The organism is Terribium retamae (assembly GCF_022347545.1).
GTDB lineage: Bacteria > Pseudomonadota > Alphaproteobacteria > Rhizobiales > Rhizobiaceae > Mesorhizobium > Mesorhizobium retamae.
This window is the reverse complement of record NZ_JAKREW010000001.1, coordinates 543,176-563,736: the sequence shown is the minus strand read 5'-3', so window position 1 is coordinate 563,736 and position 20,561 is coordinate 543,176. Positions and strand designations below refer to the sequence as shown.

Below are 20,561 nucleotides of genomic sequence, written 5' to 3'. Positions count from 1 at the left end.
AGCTATGAAGAAGCTATAGAGCGAACTCACGACGCTACCTTCTGCTTCGAGGGATGGTCGTGGTCATGGTGCGAATGATCGTGGGCAACGTGGTCATGACCATGGCCGTCCGGTTCGCACCAGGGTGCATTATCTTCCCACGCTTCGTGGAACCTGCGGGCGCGCAGCATGTTTTCCGCACTCAGCGTTGCCGAGGTGGCGCCCCAGGCGACCGGCTGGCGGGCAAGCAGCAGCGTTTCGGGGAAATTCTGCCGCACCAGTTCGAGGTCGTGTGCAACAACCATGACCGTGCGGTCTTCACCGTGCCAGCGTTTGATCAGTGCGATCAGATCACCAACCGTTTTGGCGTCAATGGCATTGAACGGTTCGTCGAGCAGGATGAGATCGGCGTCCTGCACCAGCACGCGTGCAAACAGGGCCCGTTGCAACTGGCCGCCGGAAAGGGTGTCCAGGCCGCGGCTTTCAAATCCCTCAAGTCCGACCGCCATCAGTGCTTTGCTGACGGATGCGCGATCTTCCGCGGTGTGCCGGCCGAGCAGGCCGCGGCGGGGCCAGAGTCCAAGCGAGACCAGATCGACGACGCGTGCGGGGAAACTACGATCGAGTTCCGATTGCTGCGGCAGATAGGCGATGCGGATGCCCGCCATTTTGACGACTGCACCCGCCATCGGTCTCAGCGCGCCGACGATGCCTTTCATGAGTGTGGATTTGCCGGAGCCGTTGGCGCCGACGACCGCGGTCAGCGATCCCTTCCGCACTGTGCCGTTCAGGTGATGGACGGCCGGGTGGCTGCCATAGCCCAGGGTCAGGTCGCGAAAGGTGAGGGCAGCTTGGCTCATGGTAGTCCGTACTCTTGGGAAAGAGGTCGTATGTTATGTTATTACATGTGTCAACATGGGCCGCAAAAAAGATGTGGCCTGCGCGGAAGCGGGCACCGGCCCCGCTATGACAGTGGACGACGACCGATTGCGCCTGCGGCTGTATTCGGCGGGCTTGGCCTTGTCGCCGGGCAAGGCGCTCTCTAAACAAGCCTTTCCAATCAGGAAAGGAACATATCATGAGCGTTCGTCGCATCGATGTCGGCCCCCGCATGAGCCAGGTGGTCATCCACGGCAACACCGCCTATCTCGCCGGTCAGGTCGGTGAGGGCAAGACCGTCGGCGAACAGACCAAGGATATCCTGGCGACCGTCGATGCGCTGCTCGCCAAGGCCGGCACTGACAAGACCAAGATCCTGCAGGCAATCATCTGGCTCTCCGACATGAGCACGTTCGCCGAGATGAACAAGGAATGGGATGCCTGGGTGCCGCAGGGCAACACGCCGGCTCGCGCCACCGGAGAGGCCAAGCTGGCCGGCCCGGAGTATCTGGTCGAGATCATCATCACCGCCGCTATCTGAGCGCCGAAACGCTATTGTTTCGGAGCGTCGGCTGGTGTCGACGCTCCGCCCCGATGCATGCCGGGCGGCACATCATCCATCAGTGCCTTAACCCAGACCACGATCCGCTGGGCGATGAAATCCGTGGTGTCGGGCGACAAGACATTGCCGGCGATAACGTGGTTGTCGGGATCGCCGCTGTTGTCGACAGGCACTTCTTCGTGCACGGCTCCCCACTGCGAAGCGATCTCGCGTGTACGTTCCGGTCGCACCACCTTGTCATCGTTTGAGAAGATGAAGAGCGCAGGTACCTTGGCGTTGCCGACCGGTGCTGCGTAGGCGAGTTCGGCCAAGGCTGCCATCGGCAGCAGCGCCCCCGTCGGGTAGCGCCAGGTCCAGTATTTTTCGTGCAGGGCGTTGCGAGGTACAAACGAGCGCTGCTTGCCGATGATCAATTCTGCGAGCTGCTTGCCCCATGGCCACAGCAACATCTCCGCGCCGGACGCCCGCACGCCGTAGTTTGGCGAAATCAACGCCATGCCGATGAGGTCCTTCGACCCATCCGGCTGGCTTGCAGCCCAGGTCGCGAGCGAGGCGCCGGTCGAGGTGGCGACGACCACGGCCTTGTCGCCGATCGCGCGACCGATGGCGAGTGCCTCCTCATAGTCGTTGATCCACGCGTTGACGCTTCCCTCCGTCATCGCCGAACCGTCCTGGCCGTGTCCGGTCAGGCGCGTATAGAAGAGGTTGGCGTCGAGTTCCTCCGCGACTTTGTCGGCCAGGGGGCGGGTTTCTTCCTTTGAGGCGGAGAAACCATGGATATAGACCACGGCGAGCGGCGTCCTGGCATGGATCATTGGATTGACCCAGACGATCTCTTTCTCCAGTCCGTCACGGATATTGGCCACCTTGGCCTCCTCGCGGATGAGGTAGGCTTGTGGATCATCGCCGATCTTGGATGGGTCGAAGCGGATCTTGGTGTCGACAGGCACGCGCGGTCCCAGCAAAACCGCCAGGACGACCAGGATGATCAGACCCAGGAACATCACCGCGATACGGCGCCCCATGACAAACTCCAGACTGATCGGCGCAAATTATTGTGGTGCCTGGCGACACGCAACGGGTCGGGCTCAGGCGGCCTGCGCCAGCCCTAGATGGGTTGGCGTGGCTTGCGACCGAAACTCAGCGGCCTGTCGCCCCATCCGGTCATGCGGTTGAGGAACCAATGACGCAGCGGGTGCGGCAGCATCCCCAAAACCTTGAGACATAGGGTGAAACGGCGCGGGAACGTGATCTCGAAACCGCCGGTTTCGATGCCGCGCATCATTCTGTCGGCCGCGCAGCTTGAGGAAATGACCGCCGGCAGGCGAACGCCGTTCTTCTGTGTCATCGGCGTGTCGATGAAGCCGGGGTTCATCACCTGGACGCGGATGTTCAGCTTGTCGAGATCGAATTTCAGCGACTGCGCCATCACATTGATGGCGGCCTTCGTGGCGCCGTAGGCGGCTGTTGTCGGCCAGCCGAAATAGGCACTGATCGAGCCAACCATGATGATATGGCCGCGGCCACGCCTGCGCATGAACTTCACCGTCGGCACAAGCCCATGGACGATGCCCATCACATTGACGTCGAAGGTACGGCGAAATTTGCGCACGGACAGATTGTCACCGGCAACTTGGGTATAGCTGCCGGCATTGAAGACGGCGAGTGCGATCGGGCCGAGATCGGCCTCGATGGCAGCAACGGTGTCGGCCATCCCCTGTTCATCGGTAACATCGCATGGAAAGGCGACAATCCGACCGGGCAGGGAGGTGGTTTCCGCGATGAGCAAGCCAATATGGTCTTCCTCGCGGGCGGTGACCGCCACGACAAAGCCTTTTGCCGCCAATTCTTTCGCGAGTTCCCTGCCGATGCCGGAACTGCCCCCGGTAATCCAGGCAACGCCGTCTTTCGGGCTGGCCCGATAGAGTGTCATTCAGTGTCCCGAAAGCTCTTTCAATGGGTCATCTAGCCGCGCGGAAGTCGAAAGGAAAGCATGTTCTTGGATGCCCACTATTTTAGTTTGAACTGATGGTTTGCACTATCGAGCAGCGCTGCAAGCGCGAATGCAACTGGTCCAGGCCATTTCCAGCCTTGAAACGGCAGGCCAGCGTTTCTAGGGTTCTTCGCTGACACGAGAAGGATTCCTCATGCACCGTTCGGTGATAGACGCCATCGGCAACACGCCGCTGATCCGCCTCAACCGCGCTTCCGAAGAGACCGGTTGCGAGATACTGGGCAAAGCCGAGTTCATGAACCCCGGCCAATCGGTCAAGGACCGCGCCGGTCTTTTCATCATCCGGGACGCCGAGCGACGTGGCCTTTTGAAGCCGGGTGGGGTCATCGTCGAAGGCACGGCGGGCAACACCGGTATCGGGCTCACTTTGGTTGCCAAGGCCTTGGGCTATCGTACGGTCATCGTCATTCCCGATACGCAGAGCCAGGAGAAGAAGGATACCATCCGGCTGCTCGGCGCCGAGCTGATCGAAGTTCCGGCCGTTCCGTACAAGAACCCCAACAACTATGTGAAACTGTCCGGCCGCCTTGCCGAACAGATGGCGAAAAGCGAGCCGAACGGCGCCATCTGGGCCAACCAGTTCGATAATGTCGCCAACCGCGACGGTCATATCCACACCACGGCTGAAGAGATCTGGGCGCAGACGGGCGGCAAGGTCCATGGCTTCGTGTCCGCCGTTGGCTCCGGTGGTACGCTGGCCGGTGTAGCCGCGGGCCTCAAAGGCAAGAGCAAGGACGTCAAGATCGCGCTGGCCGATCCGCTGGGTGCGGCACTATTTTCCTTCTACACCAACGGCGAACTGAAGGCCGAGGGCAGCTCGATTACCGAAGGCATCGGGCAGGGACGCATTACGGCCAATCTCGACGGCTTCACGCCGGATTTTTCCTTCCAGATCCCGGACGAAGAGGCACTGCCGATCGTCTTCGACCTGATCCAGGAAGAAGGTCTGTGTGTCGGCGGCTCGACCGGTATCAATATTGCCGGCGCCATTCGCCTAGCCCGGGAGCTCGGACCCGGCCATACCATCGTGACCATCCTCTGCGACTACGGCACGCGCTACCAGTCGAAACTGTTCAATCCGGAATTCCTGCGTAGCAAGAACCTGCCGACACCGGACTGGATGGAGGCGGTGAGCACCATTCCCGTGCCGTTCGAACAGGTGGCGTAATGGCCTTGAAAACCGAGGCCGTTTTCCGCGACGATTCCTATTTGAGGGAACTTGAAGCGACCGTGGTGGCGATCAACGACCGCGGCGGCATCATCCTTGATCGCACCGTCTTTTATGCGACGTCCGGCGGCCAGCCGGGTGATACGGGTCATTTCGAACGGGCGGATGGGAGCCGCGTTGCGATCGCAGCCACGGTGACCGGCGAAACCAAGGATGAGATCATCCACGCTCCTGCGCCGGATCAGTCGATGCCGGCTGTCGGTGAAAAAGTGAAAGCCATCATCGACTGGGATCGTCGCCATCTGCTGATGCGCATGCACACCGCCTGCCACCTGCTGAGTGTGGTGTGTCCATTCCCCATCACCGGCGCGGCCGTTGCAGAAGACGATTCCCGTGTCGATTTCGACATTCCCGACACCGGCTATTCCAAGGAAGAGGTGACGGCGAAGCTGATGGAACTGGTCCGAGCGGATCATCCAGTTTCGATCGAATGGATCACGGACGAACAATTGGCCGCCAATCCCGGCCTGGTGAAGTCGAAGAATGTGCGTCCACCGAGCGGTACCGGGCGCATCCGCCTCGTGCTCATCGGAGAAAATGCCGCGGTGGACAGCCAACCTTGCGGCGGCACTCATGTTGCCCGTACAGCTGAAATCGGCGAGATTCACATCGGCAAGATTGAAAAGAAGGGGCGCGAAAATCGGCGCTTCCGCATCCGATTCGGGCCTTTGCCGGCCGCCTGACCGGGCTGGCTTCAAATCTGGGAGAACAGTATGGCCGAGGACAGCCCCTTTACCGTCGACGCGGACTGGCTTGAGCAGCGGCTCGGTCAACCCGGTCTGTCGATCGTCGATGCTTCCTGGTACCTGCCGGCGCAGAAGCGGGATGCTCGTGGCGAATATGACGCCGCGCACATTCCCGGCGCCGTCTTTCTCGATCAGGACGCGGTTTCAGACCAGAATTCGTCACTGCCGCACACCTTGGCTTCACCGCGCGAGTTCGCTCAATATGTCGGATCGATGGGCATATCGGCGGACGACACGATCGTCGTCTACGATGGGCCGGGCTTCTTTTCAGCGCCGCGCGCATGGTGGATGTTCCGCGTGATGGGCGTGTTCCAGACCTATATCCTGGACGGGGGCTTCGATCGCTGGAAGGCCGAAGGACATCCGGTGACGGCTGAGCCGACCAAGATCGCCCCCGGCATCTTCCATGCCGATTTCGATGCATCCCGGGTGGCGTCGCTCGAGGACATGCGACGTATCGTTGCCAGCGGCGAAAGCCAGATTGCCGACGCTCGGTCACCGGGGCGTTTCGCCGGCATCGAACCGGAGCCTCGAGCCGGCGTGCGTGCCGGCCATATGCCCGGCGCCCACAATCTGCCTTACAGCGCACTCTCTGAAAACGGCACCTTGCTGCCCAAGTCGAAACTGCGCGAGGTTATCGAGCGGGCCGGGGTGGATTTGTCGAAGCCGGTCGTCACCTCATGTGGCTCCGGCATCACGGCTGCTGCCATCACGCTGGCGCTTGAAACGCTTGGCCATACCGACAACAAGCTCTATGACGGTTCGTGGACGGAGTGGGGCAGCCTGCTGGACACACCGGTCGAGACGGGCAAGGATCGTTAACTCCATGAGCGCCGACGATCAGGAGCGGATCGACGTTACGGTGACGTTCCTCGAAATGGACGTTCCGCCAGCCTACTATCCGCCGCTGCCGTACAACAGACAGATCGCGCTTCTGAGGACGCGGATGATTCCGCTGCATTTCTATCGTTATCTGCAGGATCGGGTCGGGCGCAAATGGCTTTGGGTCAACGTGCTCAAACTCAACGACGACGAATTGGCCGCCGGCTTGCACCGGGAAGATCGCGACATCCGCGTGCTTTATCTCGATGGCGCGCCCGCGGGTTTTTTCGACGTCAAGCCGCATCTGCCGGAGGAGGCCGAGCTTGCTTATTTCGGCATGATGGAACATGCCACGGGGCAGGGTATCGGCCGTTGGTTCCTGGGCGCGGCCATAGAAGCTTGCTGGTCGCACGGACCGAAGCGGGTGACCGTGCAGACATGCACGCTCGATCATCCGGCGGCGTTGCCGCTCTACCAGAAACTCGGCTTCAAACCGGTGGCGCAGAAAAAAGAAATCGTGCGCCCGATGTCTTTCGCCGAGCGGTCGGCCAGCGTCATGCGCTAAAGCGCTTCCGTTGCTCAGAATTGCTCGGGACCGCTGAACAGTGCGTTCATGCCGGCTTCAGCTTGGCTCTGTCATGGTGCGGCCAACGTTGATCCGGCATGACCTCTCAGGAGCCAAGCATGATTTCCCGCCGTACCGTCGCCGTTGCGCTGATTGCTTCGATCGCGCTGCCCAGTCTTGCCTTCGCGCAGGCACAGACCCCTTCTGCAGCGCAGATCGAACGCAAGCTGGAGGCGGCACCGCGCCTGAAGCTGCGCCCAAACGAGCGCGTCACCATTCGTGAATTCAAACGCCGGCCCGATCTGCGCCGCATGGCGCCGTCGATCGACATCCAGTCCATCAATTTCGCCTTTGGATCCGCTGCGATCGAACCGTCGCAATATCGGAAAGTCGAGATCATCGCCGATGGCCTGCGTCGTACCTTGCGTCGCCATCCCGGTGCACGGGTCCTTATCGAAGGCCACACCGACGCCGTCGGTTCCTTTGCCTCGAACCAGGCATTGTCGGAGCAGCGAGCGTCGTCGCTGAAGCGGACCCTGGTGCGAGAGTTCGGTGTGCCCGGTTATGCTCTGGAGACCGTCGGTTACGGCGAGGAATTCTTGCTGGTGCCGACTGATAACGAGAATTGGCGCAATCGGCGTGTCACGTTGCGCCGCTTCGACGACTTCATCCGCTGATGGTTGCTGAGTTCGCAGCCAAGTCAGGATTCGGGTGGGAGAGCGTCTGGCCATCGGCATAGGGTTACGGTTCGAGAAACCGGAGAACCGACCTATGTCCGTCCTGTTCAAGGCTTTACCCACCGAAACCGCAAGGGCGTTGCAAAAAGGTGGTCTCGACGCCTATGGCCTCGTGCCAGAGCGCAGGATTTCTGATGGCGATGGCGTTCCCTGCCGTCACTGCTTGAAGAATGTCGCGGCCGGCGAAGCATATCTGATCCTGGCCTATCGGCCATTTCCGGGGTTGCAGCCTTATGCCGAGACCGGGCCGATTTTCCTGCACGCCGAGGCTTGCGAGCGCGCAGAGGACGCAGGGACGATTCCAGAGCTGTTTCTCGAAACCAGCGATTACATCGTGCGCGGATACGGCGCCGACGACCGTATCGTCTATGGAACCGGCGCGGTGGTGCCGACACCGGATATCGCCAAGCGGGCGGACATGATCCTGAAGCGGGAAGACGTGGCCTATCTGCATATGCGATCGGCACGGAACAATTGTTATCAGTGTCGGATCGAGCGAGGCTGAATCTCGAGCAATTCCAGGAAAAGTGTTCACGGTTTACCGTCCGGAATTGCGTAAAAACAAGGGGTTAGAGCGTTTCCGAGGTTCCATGAAAACGGGAATGCTCCAGCGTAACGAATGCTTAACCAAAATCGGCCGAAGATCGCACCTGCCTGTCACCTAGTTGTTGTATTGAGTGGCTATAAGATGGGTGTCGAACGATTTCATCGACCGCGGATGGACCGGCGGTGAGTTTTCGACAGACGAGGAAGCGGGGTTTTGACCCCGCTTTTTTGTTTGGCGACGACGTCGCTGGCTGAAAGCGCTGGTTAGATACCGCCATACCAATCATAGCCGTAGTCTTCCCAATAGCCGCCGCGGCCGCCACCAAAATTGGCGAAAGAATCGACCAGTTCGACGCGCTGGATGTATTTCGGCATTTTGTAACCGAGTTGGCGTTCGACCCTTACCCGCAGCGGAGCGCCATTTTCCACGGGCAGCGGCTTGCCGTTGAGGCCATAGGCCAGAATGGTCTGCGGATGGCGCGCGTCAATCAAGTCGATCGAGCCGTAATATTTGATGTCGCCGGAAAGATTACGATCGATCGTATCAAGACAATGGAACATGACGTAACGCGCCTGCGGCTTCACCACGGCCTGGTCGAGCACCAATGAGAGCGGCGTCCCGGTCCATTTGGCAATACAACTCCAGCCCTCGACGCAATCATGTCGGGTTATCTGCGTACGGCTCGGCATGGCCAGCAGTTGCTCACGCGTCAGCGACAGCGGCTTTTCCACGAGACCGGTGACTTCGAGGCGCCAGTCGACGAAGTTGTTTGTGAGCAGGCTCTTGTAGGTGTCATCGTCCGGTGCCGTGATGCCGTTAGGCCGCATCGGCTGGCGGATATCGGCCTCGGAGAATTCGGGCGCGAGGGTATCGCGTCCAGCAAGCAGGCGTTGCGCCCGATAGGTCAGGCCGTTTGCTCCCTCCAGGAAATTGCGCAGGCCGTCGCCCATGCCTAGCTGGCTATCGAAGGCGTCGCAGCCGGAAAGCGTGAAGCCTGACGCTCCCAGGCCGGCGGCAGTCAGGAACTTGCGACGGTTGATCTGGAACTTGGCCATCTTACTCGCTCCGCCCGGTCGAATTTGTTCCGCCGTTCGGCGGATCGGTGCGATACCAACCGGTGATGATCGATCTCAGCTCGTTGATCGGCCCCGCAGCCAGGATCATCAGCATGTGAACGAGAAAGAACAGGACGAGCAGCACCATGACCGCGAAGTGGATGGTGCGCGCCGTTTGCCTTCCTCCGAACAGCTCATTGAGGAAAGGCAGTACCGCGTTCATGCTGGGTGACATGGCAAGTCCGGTCAGGACCATCAGCGGCAGAAGAACAAACAATACGCCGCCATAGGCGAGTTTTTGCAGCGTGTTGTACCGGCCGGAATGATGGAAACGCAGCCGGATATGGTCGGCGACATCGCGAGGCAGATTGCGGATGTCGGCCAGACGCGGTGCAAGATCGCGTCGAATGTGACCGCTGAACAGCCCGACGAGCAGCCAGACGAGCAGTGTTGCACTCAAGATCCATGCAAAAAAGAAATGGACGACGCGCGCAGTACCGAGATCGTAATAGGATGGGATCGTTGCCCAGGATGGGAAGGCGCGCGCACTCTCGTTGCCGGGTGGCCCCGACCACCCGAGAACGCCTGTGGTATCGAAACGATGGCCAAAGATTTCGGTGAACCCGCGAGGGCCTGTGGCGGTGTCCTCGGCACCGATTTGAAGGATCGTATTGTTGTAGCCGAAACCCGATTCCTTGCCGATGTAAAGCTGTGGCCGCGCGTTGAAAATCTGCAGGCCGCTCAGCAGCAGGAAGAACAGGGCAAAAGCCCAGGCCCAATGCGTCAGCCGTGTCCAGTGATTCTGCCGGTAGATCAGTGGCCCTTTCTTCGACTGACCTGCCTGAGCTTCCTTGCTTTGGTCGATGCTGGCGATCGCGTCCATGCCGCGCCCCTTCTGCCGCGTGATCCGGCTCGCGAGTGGTTTTCGCATGGTAGTACGAGTCCTGGCCTCGTCTTGTTTCAATCCATCACGATTTTGTGCGCGAATCGCTTCAGTTGCCGAGCGTGACGGCAACATTCACCGCCGCAGCCACGATGACGGTATTGAACAAGAAAGTGATCAGCGAATGCAGGATCACCAGCTTGCGCATGCGCGTGGTGGTGACATTGGTGTCCGCGGTTTGCGCCGTCATGCCGATGACGATGGCAAAATAGAAAAAATCCCAGCCCTGCGGCGGCGCGTCTCCCGGGAAGTCGAGGCCGCCGACCGGCTGGCGTATGGGTCGTCCTTTTGCGTCACGCACCTCGTCGTCGTCGCGCCAATAGACATGGGCATAGTGAAAAGCAGCCATCGTATGAATGGTCAGCCAGCCGAGCGGCAGTGATATCAGTGACATCAGCAGTTCGGCGGGCGAATGCTTATGATTGTCGTTGACGATCAGAAACAGCGAGCCGACGACGACGGCAATGACCGCGATGGTCACCGCAAAGATGATGAAGACCGGGAGGTCGTCGACACGCGCCTTGCGGCGTAAATGTTCCGCCGTGAGGTAAGGCATGCGCGCCAGCATCAGCCCGACATACACCAGGAAGAATGCATCTGCGCCGATGGAATAAGCGATCGCGAGTTTGAATTGCAGGGCTATTGCCAGCGCGATGAGTCCCACGCACGCGGCTGCTGCAAACGGTAGCAGTCGGTTTGCGGACTTACCAATCAATATTCTCATGACCGGAACCTGCTGTTCTCAGCTTGGCACCGCTGATTTGAGCGCGCGTCGCAAGATTCGGTCAAGTTCGCCGAGGAAACGCGAGCGGTCCTGCGGCGTGAAACTGGCATTGTAGCCTTTGCTTTCACCTGTCTCGCGCAGGTGCTGCTTCAAGTCGCGCATGGCAACCGCCATGCCGATCGTTTCCGGCGTGAAGGGGCGCCCGGTCGGTCCGAGCACATGAGCGTTGAGCGCAACGGCCCGCGCAGCAAGGGGAATATCGGCGGTGACGACAATGTCATTCGCCACGGCGTTTTCAATGATCCAGTCGTCAGCAGCGTCGGCGCCCTTGCTGACGACCACGTTGCGGATCATCGGGTCACGCGAAGGACGCAGGCCGCCGTTCGAAACGAACGTGACGGTGACACCGTGCCGCTCGGCAACCTTGATCACCTCTTCCTTTACCGGACAGGCGTCGGCGTCGACGTAGATTGAGACTGTCATGGATGTGGTTGATGTTATCCGGCCGCTGCTGTCAATCTCCGTTCCATATCGATATGCGGGATGTCGTCCTCCAAATACTCTTCCGAAACAGCAACAAAGCCGAATGTTTCGTAGAAACGCCGGAGATGGCTTTGGGCTGACAGTACGATTGCGTGGTCGGAAAAGAGCCGCTCGCAAGTCGTGATGGCTTCTTTCATCAGCGCGTCGCCAAGGCGTTTGCCGCGATGGTTCGGCGAGACCACGACCCTACCGATCACGGCGGGCTCATCGGCGGTCGAGGGTTTGCTGATGCGGGCACAGGCGAGCAATTCGTCACCGGACAACAAACGCAGATGCAAGGTCTCGGGGTCTTTACCGTCGAGTTCGGGATAGGGGCACTTCTGCTCGACGACGAACACATCGGTTCGCATTTTGAGCATGGTGTAGAGTTCTCTCGGTTCGAATTCGTCGAGAGTGCGCACGTCAATGCTGTAACCAGCTTCAGCCATCAAAATATCCCGATGCGTGTGAGGTTCCCGGGTAATGTTCCGGCGCGCGACATCTTGATCTAAGGTCGGCGCCGGCAAACGAGACGGAGCGACCATGGCACATCTGATCGAGCGCGAGCAATGGGTTGGAAAACCGGATGTCTTGCATGGGGAGTTCCAAGCCGGAGCCTATGGTGCCGAAGTCTCGGTTATCTTCTATAGTTCCGACCAGATCGGTGGCGGACCGAAATTGCACAAACATCCCTATGCGGAAGTCTTCGTCGTCAGGGAAGGGCGAGGCCTGTTCACCATCGGCGACAAGACAATCGAAGCAACGGCCGGGCAGATCCTGGTCGTTCCTGCTGATGTCCCACATAAATTCTCCAACCTTGGTCCCGGGCGATTCGAAAGCACCGACGTCCATGTTGCAGGAGCCTTCATTACCGAATGGCTGGAGTAGACGGCGGGTACGTCGACCGCACGACGATGATCCTGATGACCGGCTTGCGGATTCGGTCTTCAACTTTCGAACACCGGCTTAGCGGATCACTGCGGCTTGAGCAGGCGCACCGGACTCCATAAAAGGTAAGGACTTAGCGGAGGACGCGGCATCCATGTTCAAGAAGATCCTGATCGCCAACCGCGGCGAGATTGCCTGTCGTGTCATCAAGACGGCGCGCAGGATGGGAATCGCCACCGTGGCGGTCTACTCGGATGCCGATCGGGATGCCGTCCATGTCGAAATGGCGGACGAGGCCGTGCATATCGGGCCTGCGCCTGCTGCACAGAGCTATCTGGTCGCGGACAGGATCATCGAAGCTTGCAAGGAGACCGGCGCCGAAGCCGTGCATCCGGGTTATGGCTTCCTGTCGGAACGGGCGTCTTTTTGTGAGGCGCTGGAAGCGCAAGGCATCGTCTTCATAGGCCCTAAGCCCAAGGCGATCAACGCCATGGGAGACAAGATCGAGTCGAAGAAATTTGCCAATGCCGCCAAGGTCTCGACCGTGCCAGGCTTCCTGGGCGTCATCGAGAACGCGGATCACGCTGAGCGTATTGCCGACGAAATCGGTTATCCGGTGATGATCAAGGCGTCCGCCGGCGGCGGCGGCAAGGGCATGCGCATTGCCTGGACGAAGGACGAAGTCCGTGACGGTTTCGATCGCGCCCGTTCGGAGGCAAAGAGTTCCTTTGGAGACGATCGCGTTTTCATCGAGAAGTTTGTGGTCGATCCGCGCCATATCGAGATCCAGGTTCTTGCCGACGGGCATGGCAACGCCGTCTATCTCGGCGAGCGCGAATGTTCGATCCAGCGCCGCAACCAGAAGGTCGTCGAGGAAGCGCCGTCGCCCTTCCTCGACGAGAAGACCAGAAAGGCCATGGGCGAGCAGGCGGTAGCGCTGGCGAAGGCTGTCGATTACCAGAGCGCCGGCACTGTCGAGTTCATCGTCGACAAGGACAAAAACTTCTATTTCCTTGAAATGAATACACGATTGCAGGTCGAGCACCCCGTGACCGAGTTGATCACCGGCGTCGATCTGGTCGAGCAGATGATCCGCGTCGCGGCTGGGGAAAAACTGGCTTTTGGGCAGAGCGATGTGAAGCTGAACGGTTGGGCGGTTGAAAGCCGGCTCTATGCCGAGGACCCCTACCGAAACTTTCTGCCGTCGATCGGACGGCTGACGCGTTACCAGCCGCCGGAAGAAGGTAAGTTCGAGGAGATTGTCGTGCGCAACGACACCGGCGTGACCGAAGGCTCTGAGATCTCGATGTTCTATGATCCGATGATCGCCAAGCTCTGCACATGGGCTCCGACCCGCATCGAGGCGATCGATGCCATGTCGGAAGCGTTGGACGAGTTCGTAGTCGACGGCATCGAGCACAACCTTCCGTTTCTTTCCGCATTGATGCAGCACCCGCGCTGGCGGGAGGGGCGGTTATCCACCGGCTTCATCGCCGAAGAATATCCGGACGGTTTCGCGCCGATCGCGCCAGATGCCGATGACAAGGCGGTGCTGGCTTCGATTGCGACGGCGGTGGAACTGTTACGCCGCGACCGTCTCGATCGTCTCAGCGGCCGATTGGCCCCGCACTCCGGCGCTCTCAAGCGCGACTGGGTGGTGAAACTCGGCCAGGATTACCTGTCGGCCACAGTGCTCGAAGGCATGATCTCCATCCCCATGGAGCTTGACCTGTCGATTGAGGGCGGCAAGGCGCTTACGGTGACGTCGGATTGGCGGCCGGGTGAGCCGGTGTGGCGCGGCACGGTCGGCCAGCACCGTATCGCGGCACAGTTGCGGTCCCTGCCGAACGGTACGCGCATCGCCTGGAAAGGCATCTCGGTGGCTGCGCAGGCGATGTTGCCGCAAACTGCTGCGCTCGAGCGGCTGATGCCGGTGAAGCTGCCGCCGGATACGTCCAAGCTGCTGTTGTGTCCGATGCCGGGACTTGTCGTCTCAATTTCGGTGGCAGAGGGTCAAGAGGTGAAGGCCGGCGAGACGCTGGCGGTGGTTGAGGCAATGAAGATGGAAAACGTCTTGCGCGCGGAACGTGATCTGACCATCGCCAAGTTGAACGCCAAGCCGGGAGATAGCCTTGCCGTCGATGCGGTCATTATGGAATTTGCCTGAATGTAAGATTGATCAGCGGGTGTGGAGCGCCCGCTGAATCACAGGCAGCTAGTTGCCCTACTTTCTGGTCAGTCACGACGTAAACACAGGCGCGGTAGGTATTTCGCTTGCGGTGCAACGGGATGCCCTCCGAGGCACGCGTGTTTTCTGTGATCGAGGTCCCGATCCAAGGGATGGATGTAGCGGGGTGAGGATCCGCTGATTACATTGATAACGAATAGCCGAAGATTCGTTGGCCAGATCGAGTTCAGCAGTGACAAGCGACGTCAGAATACGCGATCCTCTCAAACGTGAGGCGATGGCACCCAAAAGGGAGGAAATTCCTGCGCGTCCGTTCATTCACCTGCGCGTTCATTCGGCCTATTCATTGCTGGAAGGCGCTTTGCAGCTGGGGCCGATCGTTGGTCATGCCATCAAGGATCAGGCACCGGCTATCGCGGTCACCGACACCAATAATCTGTTCGGAGCGCTGGAATTCGCGCAGAAAGCGGTCAAGGACGGCATTCAGCCAATCATGGGCAGCCAGATCGACCTGGCTTTTTCCGGCGAGAGCAATGACGGGCAACGCGATCGTCGCAAGCAGGGGCCTGATTTGCGTCCCGTGTTGCTCATCGCTGCCACTGAGACCGGTTATGCCAATCTGGTGCGGCTGATCAGCCGGGCCTATCTGGAAACGCCGTCCGGCGAGCCGGTGCACGTCACCACGGGCATGGTAGCGGAACTTGCTGAAGGCGTCATTTGTTTGACCGGTGGGCCGCGGGGGCCAGTCGGGGCAGCCCTGCGCGACGACCGCAAAGATCTGGCCGAGGCTCGCTTGTTGACCCTCAAGGCTCTGTTCGGTGACCGGCTTTACGTCGAACTGGAGCGCATGGCTGGCTATGATCGCGGTATAGAACATGCCTCTATCGAGCTGGCCTATCGCCACGAATTGCCGTTGGTTGCGACTAATGAGGCGTTTTTCTCCTCGCGCGAGGATTTCGAGGCGCATGACGCGTTGATCGCCATCGCGGAAGGCTCGGTGATTGCAGCCGACGAGCGCCGCCGCCTGACGCCGGACAATTACCTGAAGAGCCAGGCGGAGATGGCGCGGCTGTTTGCCGACCTGCCGGAGGCGATCGACAACACGATCGAGATCGCGCAGCGCTGCTCGTATTATCCGAAGAACCGCAAGCCCATCCTTCCGCGTTTCGCCGGCGCTGACGTCGCCGATGCCGAAGCCGCTGAAAGGGCCGAAGCCGAAGAATTGGCCAGGCAGGCCCGCGAAGGGTTGGCCATGCGCTTTGCCACACGTGGCCTTCAAGGAGGTTTTACGGAGGAACAGTATCGCGAGCGTCTGGAGTTCGAGATCGGCATCATCCAGCGTATGAAGTTTCCCGGCTACTTCCTGATCGTGTCGGACTTCATCAAATGGGCAAAACAGCACGATATTCCGGTGGGGCCAGGTCGCGGTTCCGGTGCCGGCTCGCTGGTCGCCTACGCACTCCTCATCACCGACGTCGATCCGCTGCAGTTCTCGCTGCTGTTCGAGCGCTTCCTCAACCCTGATCGTGTCTCGATGCCGGATTTCGACATCGACTTCTGCCAGGACCGCCGCGAAGAGGTGATCCGCTATGTGCAGGGCAAGTACGGTCGCGACCAGGTCGGACAGATCATCACCTTCGGTACGCTGCAGGCCCGCGCAGTCCTGCGCGATGTCGGCCGCGTGCTGCAGATGCCCTATGGCCAGGTCGACCGGCTTTGCAAGATGGTGCCGCAGAACCCTGCCAATCCGGTGAAGCTGGCGGATGCCATCGCTAACGAGCCGCGCTTCGCCGAGGAGGCGGAAAAGGAGCCGATCGTCACCACGCTGCTCGAGATGGCGCAGAAGCTGGAAGGGCTCTACCGCCACGCTTCGACGCACGCCGCCGGCATCGTCATCGGTGACCGTCCATTGTCGGAACTGGTGCCGATGTACCGCGATCCACGCTCGGATATGCCGGTCACCCAGTTCAACATGAAGAAGGTCGAGGACGCCGGACTGGTGAAGTTCGACTTCCTCGGCTTGAAGACGCTGACGGTGCTGGACAAGGCGGTGAAGCTGATCCGTCGGCGCGGCATCGACATCGACCTCGCCACGATCCCCATCGACGATCAGCAGACCTACGCCATGCTGTCGCGCGGCGAGGTCGTCGGCGTGTTCCAGGTTGAAAGTGCCGGCATGCGCAAGGCGCTGATCGGCATGCGGCCGGACCGCATCGAGGACATCATTGCGCTGGTGGCGCTCTATCGTCCCGGTCCGATGGAGAACATCCCCACCTACAACGCACGCAAGCATGGCGAAGAGGAGATTGCGTCGATCCACCCCAAGATCGACCATCTTGTGCGCGAAACGCAGGGCGTTATCGTCTACCAGGAACAGGTGATGCAGATCGCCCAGGAGCTTGCCGGCTATACGCTCGGACAGGCCGACCTGCTGCGTCGTGCCATGGGCAAGAAGATCCGCGCCGAAATGGACAAGCAACGCGATATCTTCGTCGCGGGTGCCGTCGAACGCGGCGTTGCCAAGCCGCAGGCCGATTTCATTTTCGATCTGCTGGCAAAGTTCGCAGACTACGGCTTCAACAAGTCGCACGCGGCCGCGTACGCCATCGTCTCCTACCAGACTGCCTATCTCAAGGCGCACTACCCGGTGGAATTCCTGGCTGCGTCCATGACGCTCGATATGTCGAACACCGACAAGCTGGCCGATTTCCGCCAGGACGCAATGCGGCTCGGCATCGAGGTCGTGCCCCCTTCGGTCTTGACCAGCTTCCGCGATTTCGAGGTGGGCGAAAACAAGATCTTTTACTCGCTGGCGGCATTGAAGGGTGTCGGCGATGCCGCCGTCGAACACATCGTCGAAAAACGCAAGGATGGGCCCTTCAAGAGCCTTGCCGACTTCTGTGAGCGGATCGACCCCAAGATCGTCGGCAAACGGGTCTTCGAAAGCCTGATCATGGCCGGCGCGCTCGACTGCTTCGGGCACGATCGGGCGCAGATGATGGCAGGGGTCGAGCGCATGATGGGCCTGGCGGCGTTGGCGCAGCAGAACGCCACGTCCGGACAGGCGGATATCTTCGGCGCATCACTAGGCGCGCAGTCCCAGGCGCTCAATCTGCCAGCAACCGAGCCGTGGCTGGCGGCGGACCGCTTGCACCGAGAATTCCAGGTGGTCGGCTTTTATCTGTCGGCACATCCGCTTGACGAGTATAAGGCCGCGCTGCAGAAGATGCGGGTACAGAACTGGGCCGAGTTCTCAGCCGCAGTGAAGCGTGGCGCCTCCGCAGGCCGACTTGCCGGGACCGTCACGGCCAAGCAGGAGCGAAAGACGCGCACCGGCAACAAGATGGGCGTCGTCAATTTCTCCGACATGACCGGTCAGTACGAAGCCGTGATGTTCTCGGAAACACTCGCGCAGTACCGCGACATGCTGGAGCCTGGAAAATCCGTCGTTATCACGGTCGCGGCGGAAGACAGGCCGGAAGGGGTCAACCTGCGTATTCAGACGGTACAGTCGTTGGAAGACGAGGCGAGCCGTATTCAGAAGGCTTTGCGTATATTCCTGCGAGATGCCAGCCCGCTCAACACGTTGGCTGGGCAACTTACGGTGAAAGGCGAGGGGCAGGTTTCTTTCGTGCTGATCAAGGATGGCGGACAAGGCGAAATCGAAATCGAGTTGCCCACACGCTATCGCATTTCGCCCCAGGTCGCTTCGGCCATGCGAGCTGTGCCAGGGGTGATCGAAGTCGAATTGGTGTAGGCGTCCAGGGGCGATCTGGAAAACGCTGGACGAGCGGCGTGGCTGACGCTACCCGATAGCAATGGCATCTGAAGCGAAGCCTGAAGTCGCGAACGACTCTTTTCTCACGAGACTGCGCGATCGTTTGCGCCGTCTTTATCACGGCCACGCGCCTGAAGCCGTTCGCTTTCAGGCCATGGCGGCTTTGATCGACCTTATCACCATCGCCTTCTTTATCGCCACACCACTGCTGCAGGACTCGGCTTCTTTTCTGTGGCTGGATTATGCCGTGGCGATACTCGTCGCTGCTGATCTCCTGGCGCGCCTGCTTGCTTCGACGGATATGTTGCGTCTGATGCGGCAGCCGACGAGCTGGGTCGATGTCTTTGTCCTGCTCACCCTGCTGTTCCCGACAGCGCTCGCCAACCTCAGCTTCCTGCGCATCTTGCGGCTCTGGTCGCTGTCTCGCCGCGGCGTGTTGTGGCGGCACCTCGGTGCCGGCCGATTCCTTGCATGGCGAGAGACCACGCAGGCGGTCGTCAATCTGCTGACCTTCCTGTTCGTGGTAACCGGATTCGTCTACACCTTTTTCTTCAGGGAGGGGTCCGGTCTCGCCGGCTATGTCGATGCGCTCTATTTCACTGTGGCGACAGTGACGACCACCGGTTTCGGCGATATCGTGCTACCGGGCATAGCCGGCAAGCTCACGGCCATCGTCACCATGATCACCGGTATCTCGCTGTTTGTGCGCTTGGCTCAAGCTGTCGTCCGTCCAGGCAAGGTGCTGTTTCCATGCCCGCAATGCGGATTGCAGCGCCACGAACCCGATGCAGTGCATTGCAAGGCTTGCGGTCATGTTCTCAATATACCGGACGAGGGCGACTGACCGCTGACACAAAACTGAAATACAGGATGACGAAAAGCGAAGCAGGGTTCTCGTGATTCAAGGGAGGAAATGAATGCCGATCCGTTTTTACCTGACTGCAGCGCTGGCTAGCTTGCTTCTGACACAACCCTCGAACGCCGCCGAGCCAGCCTTCCTCACCTCGCTGGGCGGCAAATGGACCGGCAAGGGCAGTTTCCGCGTCAACACCAAAGCACCGGCAGTCAGCGTTTCCTGTTCCTTTGCCGCCAAGGCAAACTCCGCCTCGCTCACGCTCGATGGCAATTGCCAGGGATTGGTGTTGATCTCGCGCAGCATCGGCGTCCGCTTGAAGGCCGAAGGGCCGCGCTATGGAGGAACCTATATAGGCTCAAGAACCGGCCCTGCCGCGCTTTCCGGCCAACGCCGGGGAGATGTGCTCAGCCTTGGTATCCGTTGGGCCAAACCGGTCAATGGCGATCGGAACGCCGAAATGCGTGTTGAAAAGCTTGGGCAAGATGCCATGCGTATCGTCACCGTCGACAAGGACGCGACGACAGGCAAATCGGTGATTACCGCCCAGGTCGATTTGAAGCGAAACTGACCCTCGGTTTAGGTCAATCTGCCGTCGCCGCAGCCATTTTCGCCGAACGGCACGGCAAGTTGAGCAGATTACCCGTCAGGATCAGCGCTGCCCCGCCTGCGGTAAAGATGTCGATCTGCTCCTTGTAGAGCAGCCACCCGATCAGTGCCGACAACGGTACGCGCAGGAAATCCATCGGTGAGATCAAAGTGGCGTCCGCATAAGTGAGCGCTCGCGCCATGCAAAAATGCGAAGACATGCCGGTGAAGCCGATGACAAGCAGCCAAGGCCAGATTTCGAGCGGCGGGTTGCGCCATTCGATAAGTGCCGGAACCAGTCCCAACACCGATTGCACCACCAGCATCCAGAAGATGATGCGCACCACGCTGTCGGTACGGGTGAGTGCTTTCACCATCACCACCGAAGCGCCAAAACACATGGCTGCGCCCAACACGACGAGATGGCCCGACTCGATGGAGCCTGCGCTCGGTCGCACGATGATGAAGACGCCGATCAGGCCGAAGATGATCGAGGCAATGCGGCCGCGGTTCAATTTTTCGCCAAGGAACAAGAAAGCCAGCAGCGCTGTCCAGATTGGCGTGGTGAACTCGATCGACACGAGCACGCCGAGTGGGATCAACGTCAAAGCATAGAGCCACGCACCCTGGCCGACATAGTGGACGATGTTGCGCGCTATATGCAGCGGCAATCGCTGCGATGCCATTGCTGCAAAGCCGCCTCTGGCAAGAACCAGCGGCAGCAGGATGACCCAGCCGATGATCGAGCGCAGTTCCAGCACCTGGAACACGCTGAGTACGGTGGTTGTCGTGCGGCCTGCTACCGACATCAGCAGGAACGACGCAATCGACAGCGCCATCCAGAATGCGGCTTTGGGGATCGAGGGAGTGGGTGTCATTGCCGATTGTCTGGCAGAACGATCACCATGCCACAATCACTAGGCCGGCTTTTCACATGAGCCAC

The 20,561-nt window shown here is 60.0% G+C and carries 21 protein-coding genes; 12 read left to right on the top strand and 9 right to left on the bottom strand.

Annotated features, from left to right (window positions below):
- Positions 1-26: 26 nt before the first annotated feature.
- Positions 27-839, bottom strand: coding sequence for a zinc ABC transporter ATP-binding protein AztA (gene aztA, locus L4923_RS02630; RefSeq protein ID WP_239361851.1), 813 nt, complete (start codon positions 837-839; stop codon positions 27-29).
- Positions 840-1,057: 218 nt separating this feature from the next.
- On the opposite strand from aztA, the gene L4923_RS02625 reads away from it, so the two are divergent.
- Positions 1,058-1,399, top strand: coding sequence for a RidA family protein (locus L4923_RS02625; RefSeq protein ID WP_239361849.1), 342 nt, complete (start codon positions 1,058-1,060; stop codon positions 1,397-1,399).
- A gap of 11 nt (positions 1,400-1,410) precedes the next feature.
- On the opposite strand, the gene L4923_RS02620 is transcribed toward L4923_RS02625, so the two are convergent.
- Both L4923_RS02620 and L4923_RS02615 read right to left on the bottom strand, forming a co-directional pair.
- Positions 1,411-2,445, bottom strand: a complete 1,035-nt coding sequence (locus L4923_RS02620) for an alpha/beta hydrolase (protein WP_239361848.1) — start codon at positions 2,443-2,445, stop codon at positions 1,411-1,413.
- Between the two features lie 83 nt (positions 2,446-2,528).
- Positions 2,529-3,353, bottom strand: coding sequence for an SDR family NAD(P)-dependent oxidoreductase (locus L4923_RS02615; RefSeq protein WP_239361847.1), 825 nt, complete (start codon positions 3,351-3,353; stop codon positions 2,529-2,531).
- Between the two features lie 214 nt (positions 3,354-3,567).
- On the opposite strand from L4923_RS02615, the gene L4923_RS02610 reads away from it, so the two are divergent.
- The 6 genes from L4923_RS02610 (at position 3,568) to L4923_RS02585 (ending at position 8,037) form a co-directional block, all read left to right on the top strand.
- Positions 3,568-4,602, top strand: coding sequence for a cysteine synthase A (locus L4923_RS02610; protein ID WP_239361846.1), 1,035 nt, complete (start codon positions 3,568-3,570; stop codon positions 4,600-4,602).
- Positions 4,602-5,345, top strand: coding sequence for an alanyl-tRNA editing protein (locus tag L4923_RS02605; RefSeq protein ID WP_239361845.1), 744 nt, complete (start codon positions 4,602-4,604; stop codon positions 5,343-5,345). The genes L4923_RS02610 and L4923_RS02605 overlap by 1 nt, the downstream gene beginning before the upstream one ends.
- A gap of 30 nt (positions 5,346-5,375) precedes the next feature.
- Positions 5,376-6,230: a 3-mercaptopyruvate sulfurtransferase gene (gene sseA, locus L4923_RS02600; RefSeq protein WP_239361844.1), complete on the top strand. Its 855-nt coding sequence runs from the start codon at positions 5,376-5,378 to the stop codon at positions 6,228-6,230.
- A 4-nt stretch (positions 6,231-6,234) separates the two neighbouring features.
- On the top strand, positions 6,235-6,795 hold the full coding sequence (locus L4923_RS02595) for a GNAT family N-acetyltransferase (protein WP_239361843.1): 561 nt from the start codon (positions 6,235-6,237) through the stop codon (positions 6,793-6,795).
- A gap of 119 nt (positions 6,796-6,914) precedes the next feature.
- Positions 6,915-7,472, top strand: coding sequence for an OmpA family protein (locus tag L4923_RS02590; protein WP_239361842.1), 558 nt, complete (start codon positions 6,915-6,917; stop codon positions 7,470-7,472).
- Positions 7,473-7,566: 94 nt separating this feature from the next.
- The gene (locus L4923_RS02585) at positions 7,567-8,037 is read left to right on the top strand and encodes a DUF1203 domain-containing protein (RefSeq protein ID WP_239361841.1); all 471 of its coding nucleotides are present in this window, start codon (positions 7,567-7,569) and stop codon (positions 8,035-8,037) included.
- 305 nt (positions 8,038-8,342) lie between these two features.
- Here L4923_RS02585 and L4923_RS02580 read toward each other — a convergent pair whose 3' ends face one another.
- The 5 genes from L4923_RS02580 to L4923_RS02560 form a co-directional block, all read right to left on the bottom strand.
- Positions 8,343-9,134: a molybdopterin-binding protein gene (locus L4923_RS02580; RefSeq protein WP_239361839.1), complete on the bottom strand. Its 792-nt coding sequence runs from the start codon at positions 9,132-9,134 to the stop codon at positions 8,343-8,345.
- Between the two features lies 1 nt (position 9,135).
- On the bottom strand, positions 9,136-10,017 hold the full coding sequence (locus L4923_RS02575; protein WP_239362062.1) for a cytochrome b/b6 domain-containing protein: 882 nt from the start codon (positions 10,015-10,017) through the stop codon (positions 9,136-9,138).
- A gap of 109 nt (positions 10,018-10,126) precedes the next feature.
- Entirely contained in the window at positions 10,127-10,741 is a 615-nt protein-coding gene (locus L4923_RS02570; protein ID WP_343302639.1) for a DUF1345 domain-containing protein, read from the bottom strand.
- Positions 10,742-10,819: 78 nt separating this feature from the next.
- Positions 10,820-11,284 (bottom strand): YaiI/YqxD family protein, encoded by a 465-nt coding sequence (locus L4923_RS02565; protein WP_239361837.1) that lies wholly within the window; start codon positions 11,282-11,284, stop codon positions 10,820-10,822.
- A 14-nt stretch (positions 11,285-11,298) separates the two neighbouring features.
- Complete coding sequence (locus tag L4923_RS02560; protein WP_239362061.1) at positions 11,299-11,772, bottom strand: GNAT family N-acetyltransferase; 474 nt, start codon at positions 11,770-11,772, stop codon at positions 11,299-11,301.
- A gap of 94 nt (positions 11,773-11,866) precedes the next feature.
- Here L4923_RS02560 and L4923_RS02555 point away from each other — a divergent pair, with 94 nt between their 5' ends.
- The 5 genes from L4923_RS02555 to L4923_RS02535 all read left to right on the top strand — a co-directional run bounded on the left by L4923_RS02555 (position 11,867) and on the right by L4923_RS02535 (position 19,601).
- Positions 11,867-12,211: a cupin domain-containing protein gene (locus L4923_RS02555; protein WP_239361836.1), complete on the top strand. Its 345-nt coding sequence runs from the start codon at positions 11,867-11,869 to the stop codon at positions 12,209-12,211.
- Positions 12,212-12,365: 154 nt separating this feature from the next.
- Positions 12,366-14,378: an acetyl-CoA carboxylase biotin carboxylase subunit gene (locus tag L4923_RS02550; protein ID WP_239361835.1), complete on the top strand. Its 2,013-nt coding sequence runs from the start codon at positions 12,366-12,368 to the stop codon at positions 14,376-14,378.
- A gap of 298 nt (positions 14,379-14,676) precedes the next feature.
- Positions 14,677-18,156: a DNA polymerase III subunit alpha gene (dnaE, locus tag L4923_RS02545; protein ID WP_239361834.1), complete on the top strand. Its 3,480-nt coding sequence runs from the start codon at positions 14,677-14,679 to the stop codon at positions 18,154-18,156.
- A gap of 61 nt (positions 18,157-18,217) precedes the next feature.
- On the top strand, positions 18,218-19,021 hold the full coding sequence (locus L4923_RS02540; protein ID WP_239361833.1) for a potassium channel family protein: 804 nt from the start codon (positions 18,218-18,220) through the stop codon (positions 19,019-19,021).
- A gap of 73 nt (positions 19,022-19,094) precedes the next feature.
- Positions 19,095-19,601, top strand: a complete 507-nt coding sequence (locus L4923_RS02535) for a hypothetical protein (protein ID WP_239361832.1) — start codon at positions 19,095-19,097, stop codon at positions 19,599-19,601.
- A gap of 13 nt (positions 19,602-19,614) precedes the next feature.
- On the opposite strand, the gene L4923_RS02530 is transcribed toward L4923_RS02535, so the two are convergent.
- Positions 19,615-20,496 (bottom strand): DMT family transporter, encoded by an 882-nt coding sequence (locus L4923_RS02530; protein ID WP_239361831.1) that lies wholly within the window; start codon positions 20,494-20,496, stop codon positions 19,615-19,617.
- Positions 20,497-20,561 lie beyond the last annotated feature (65 nt).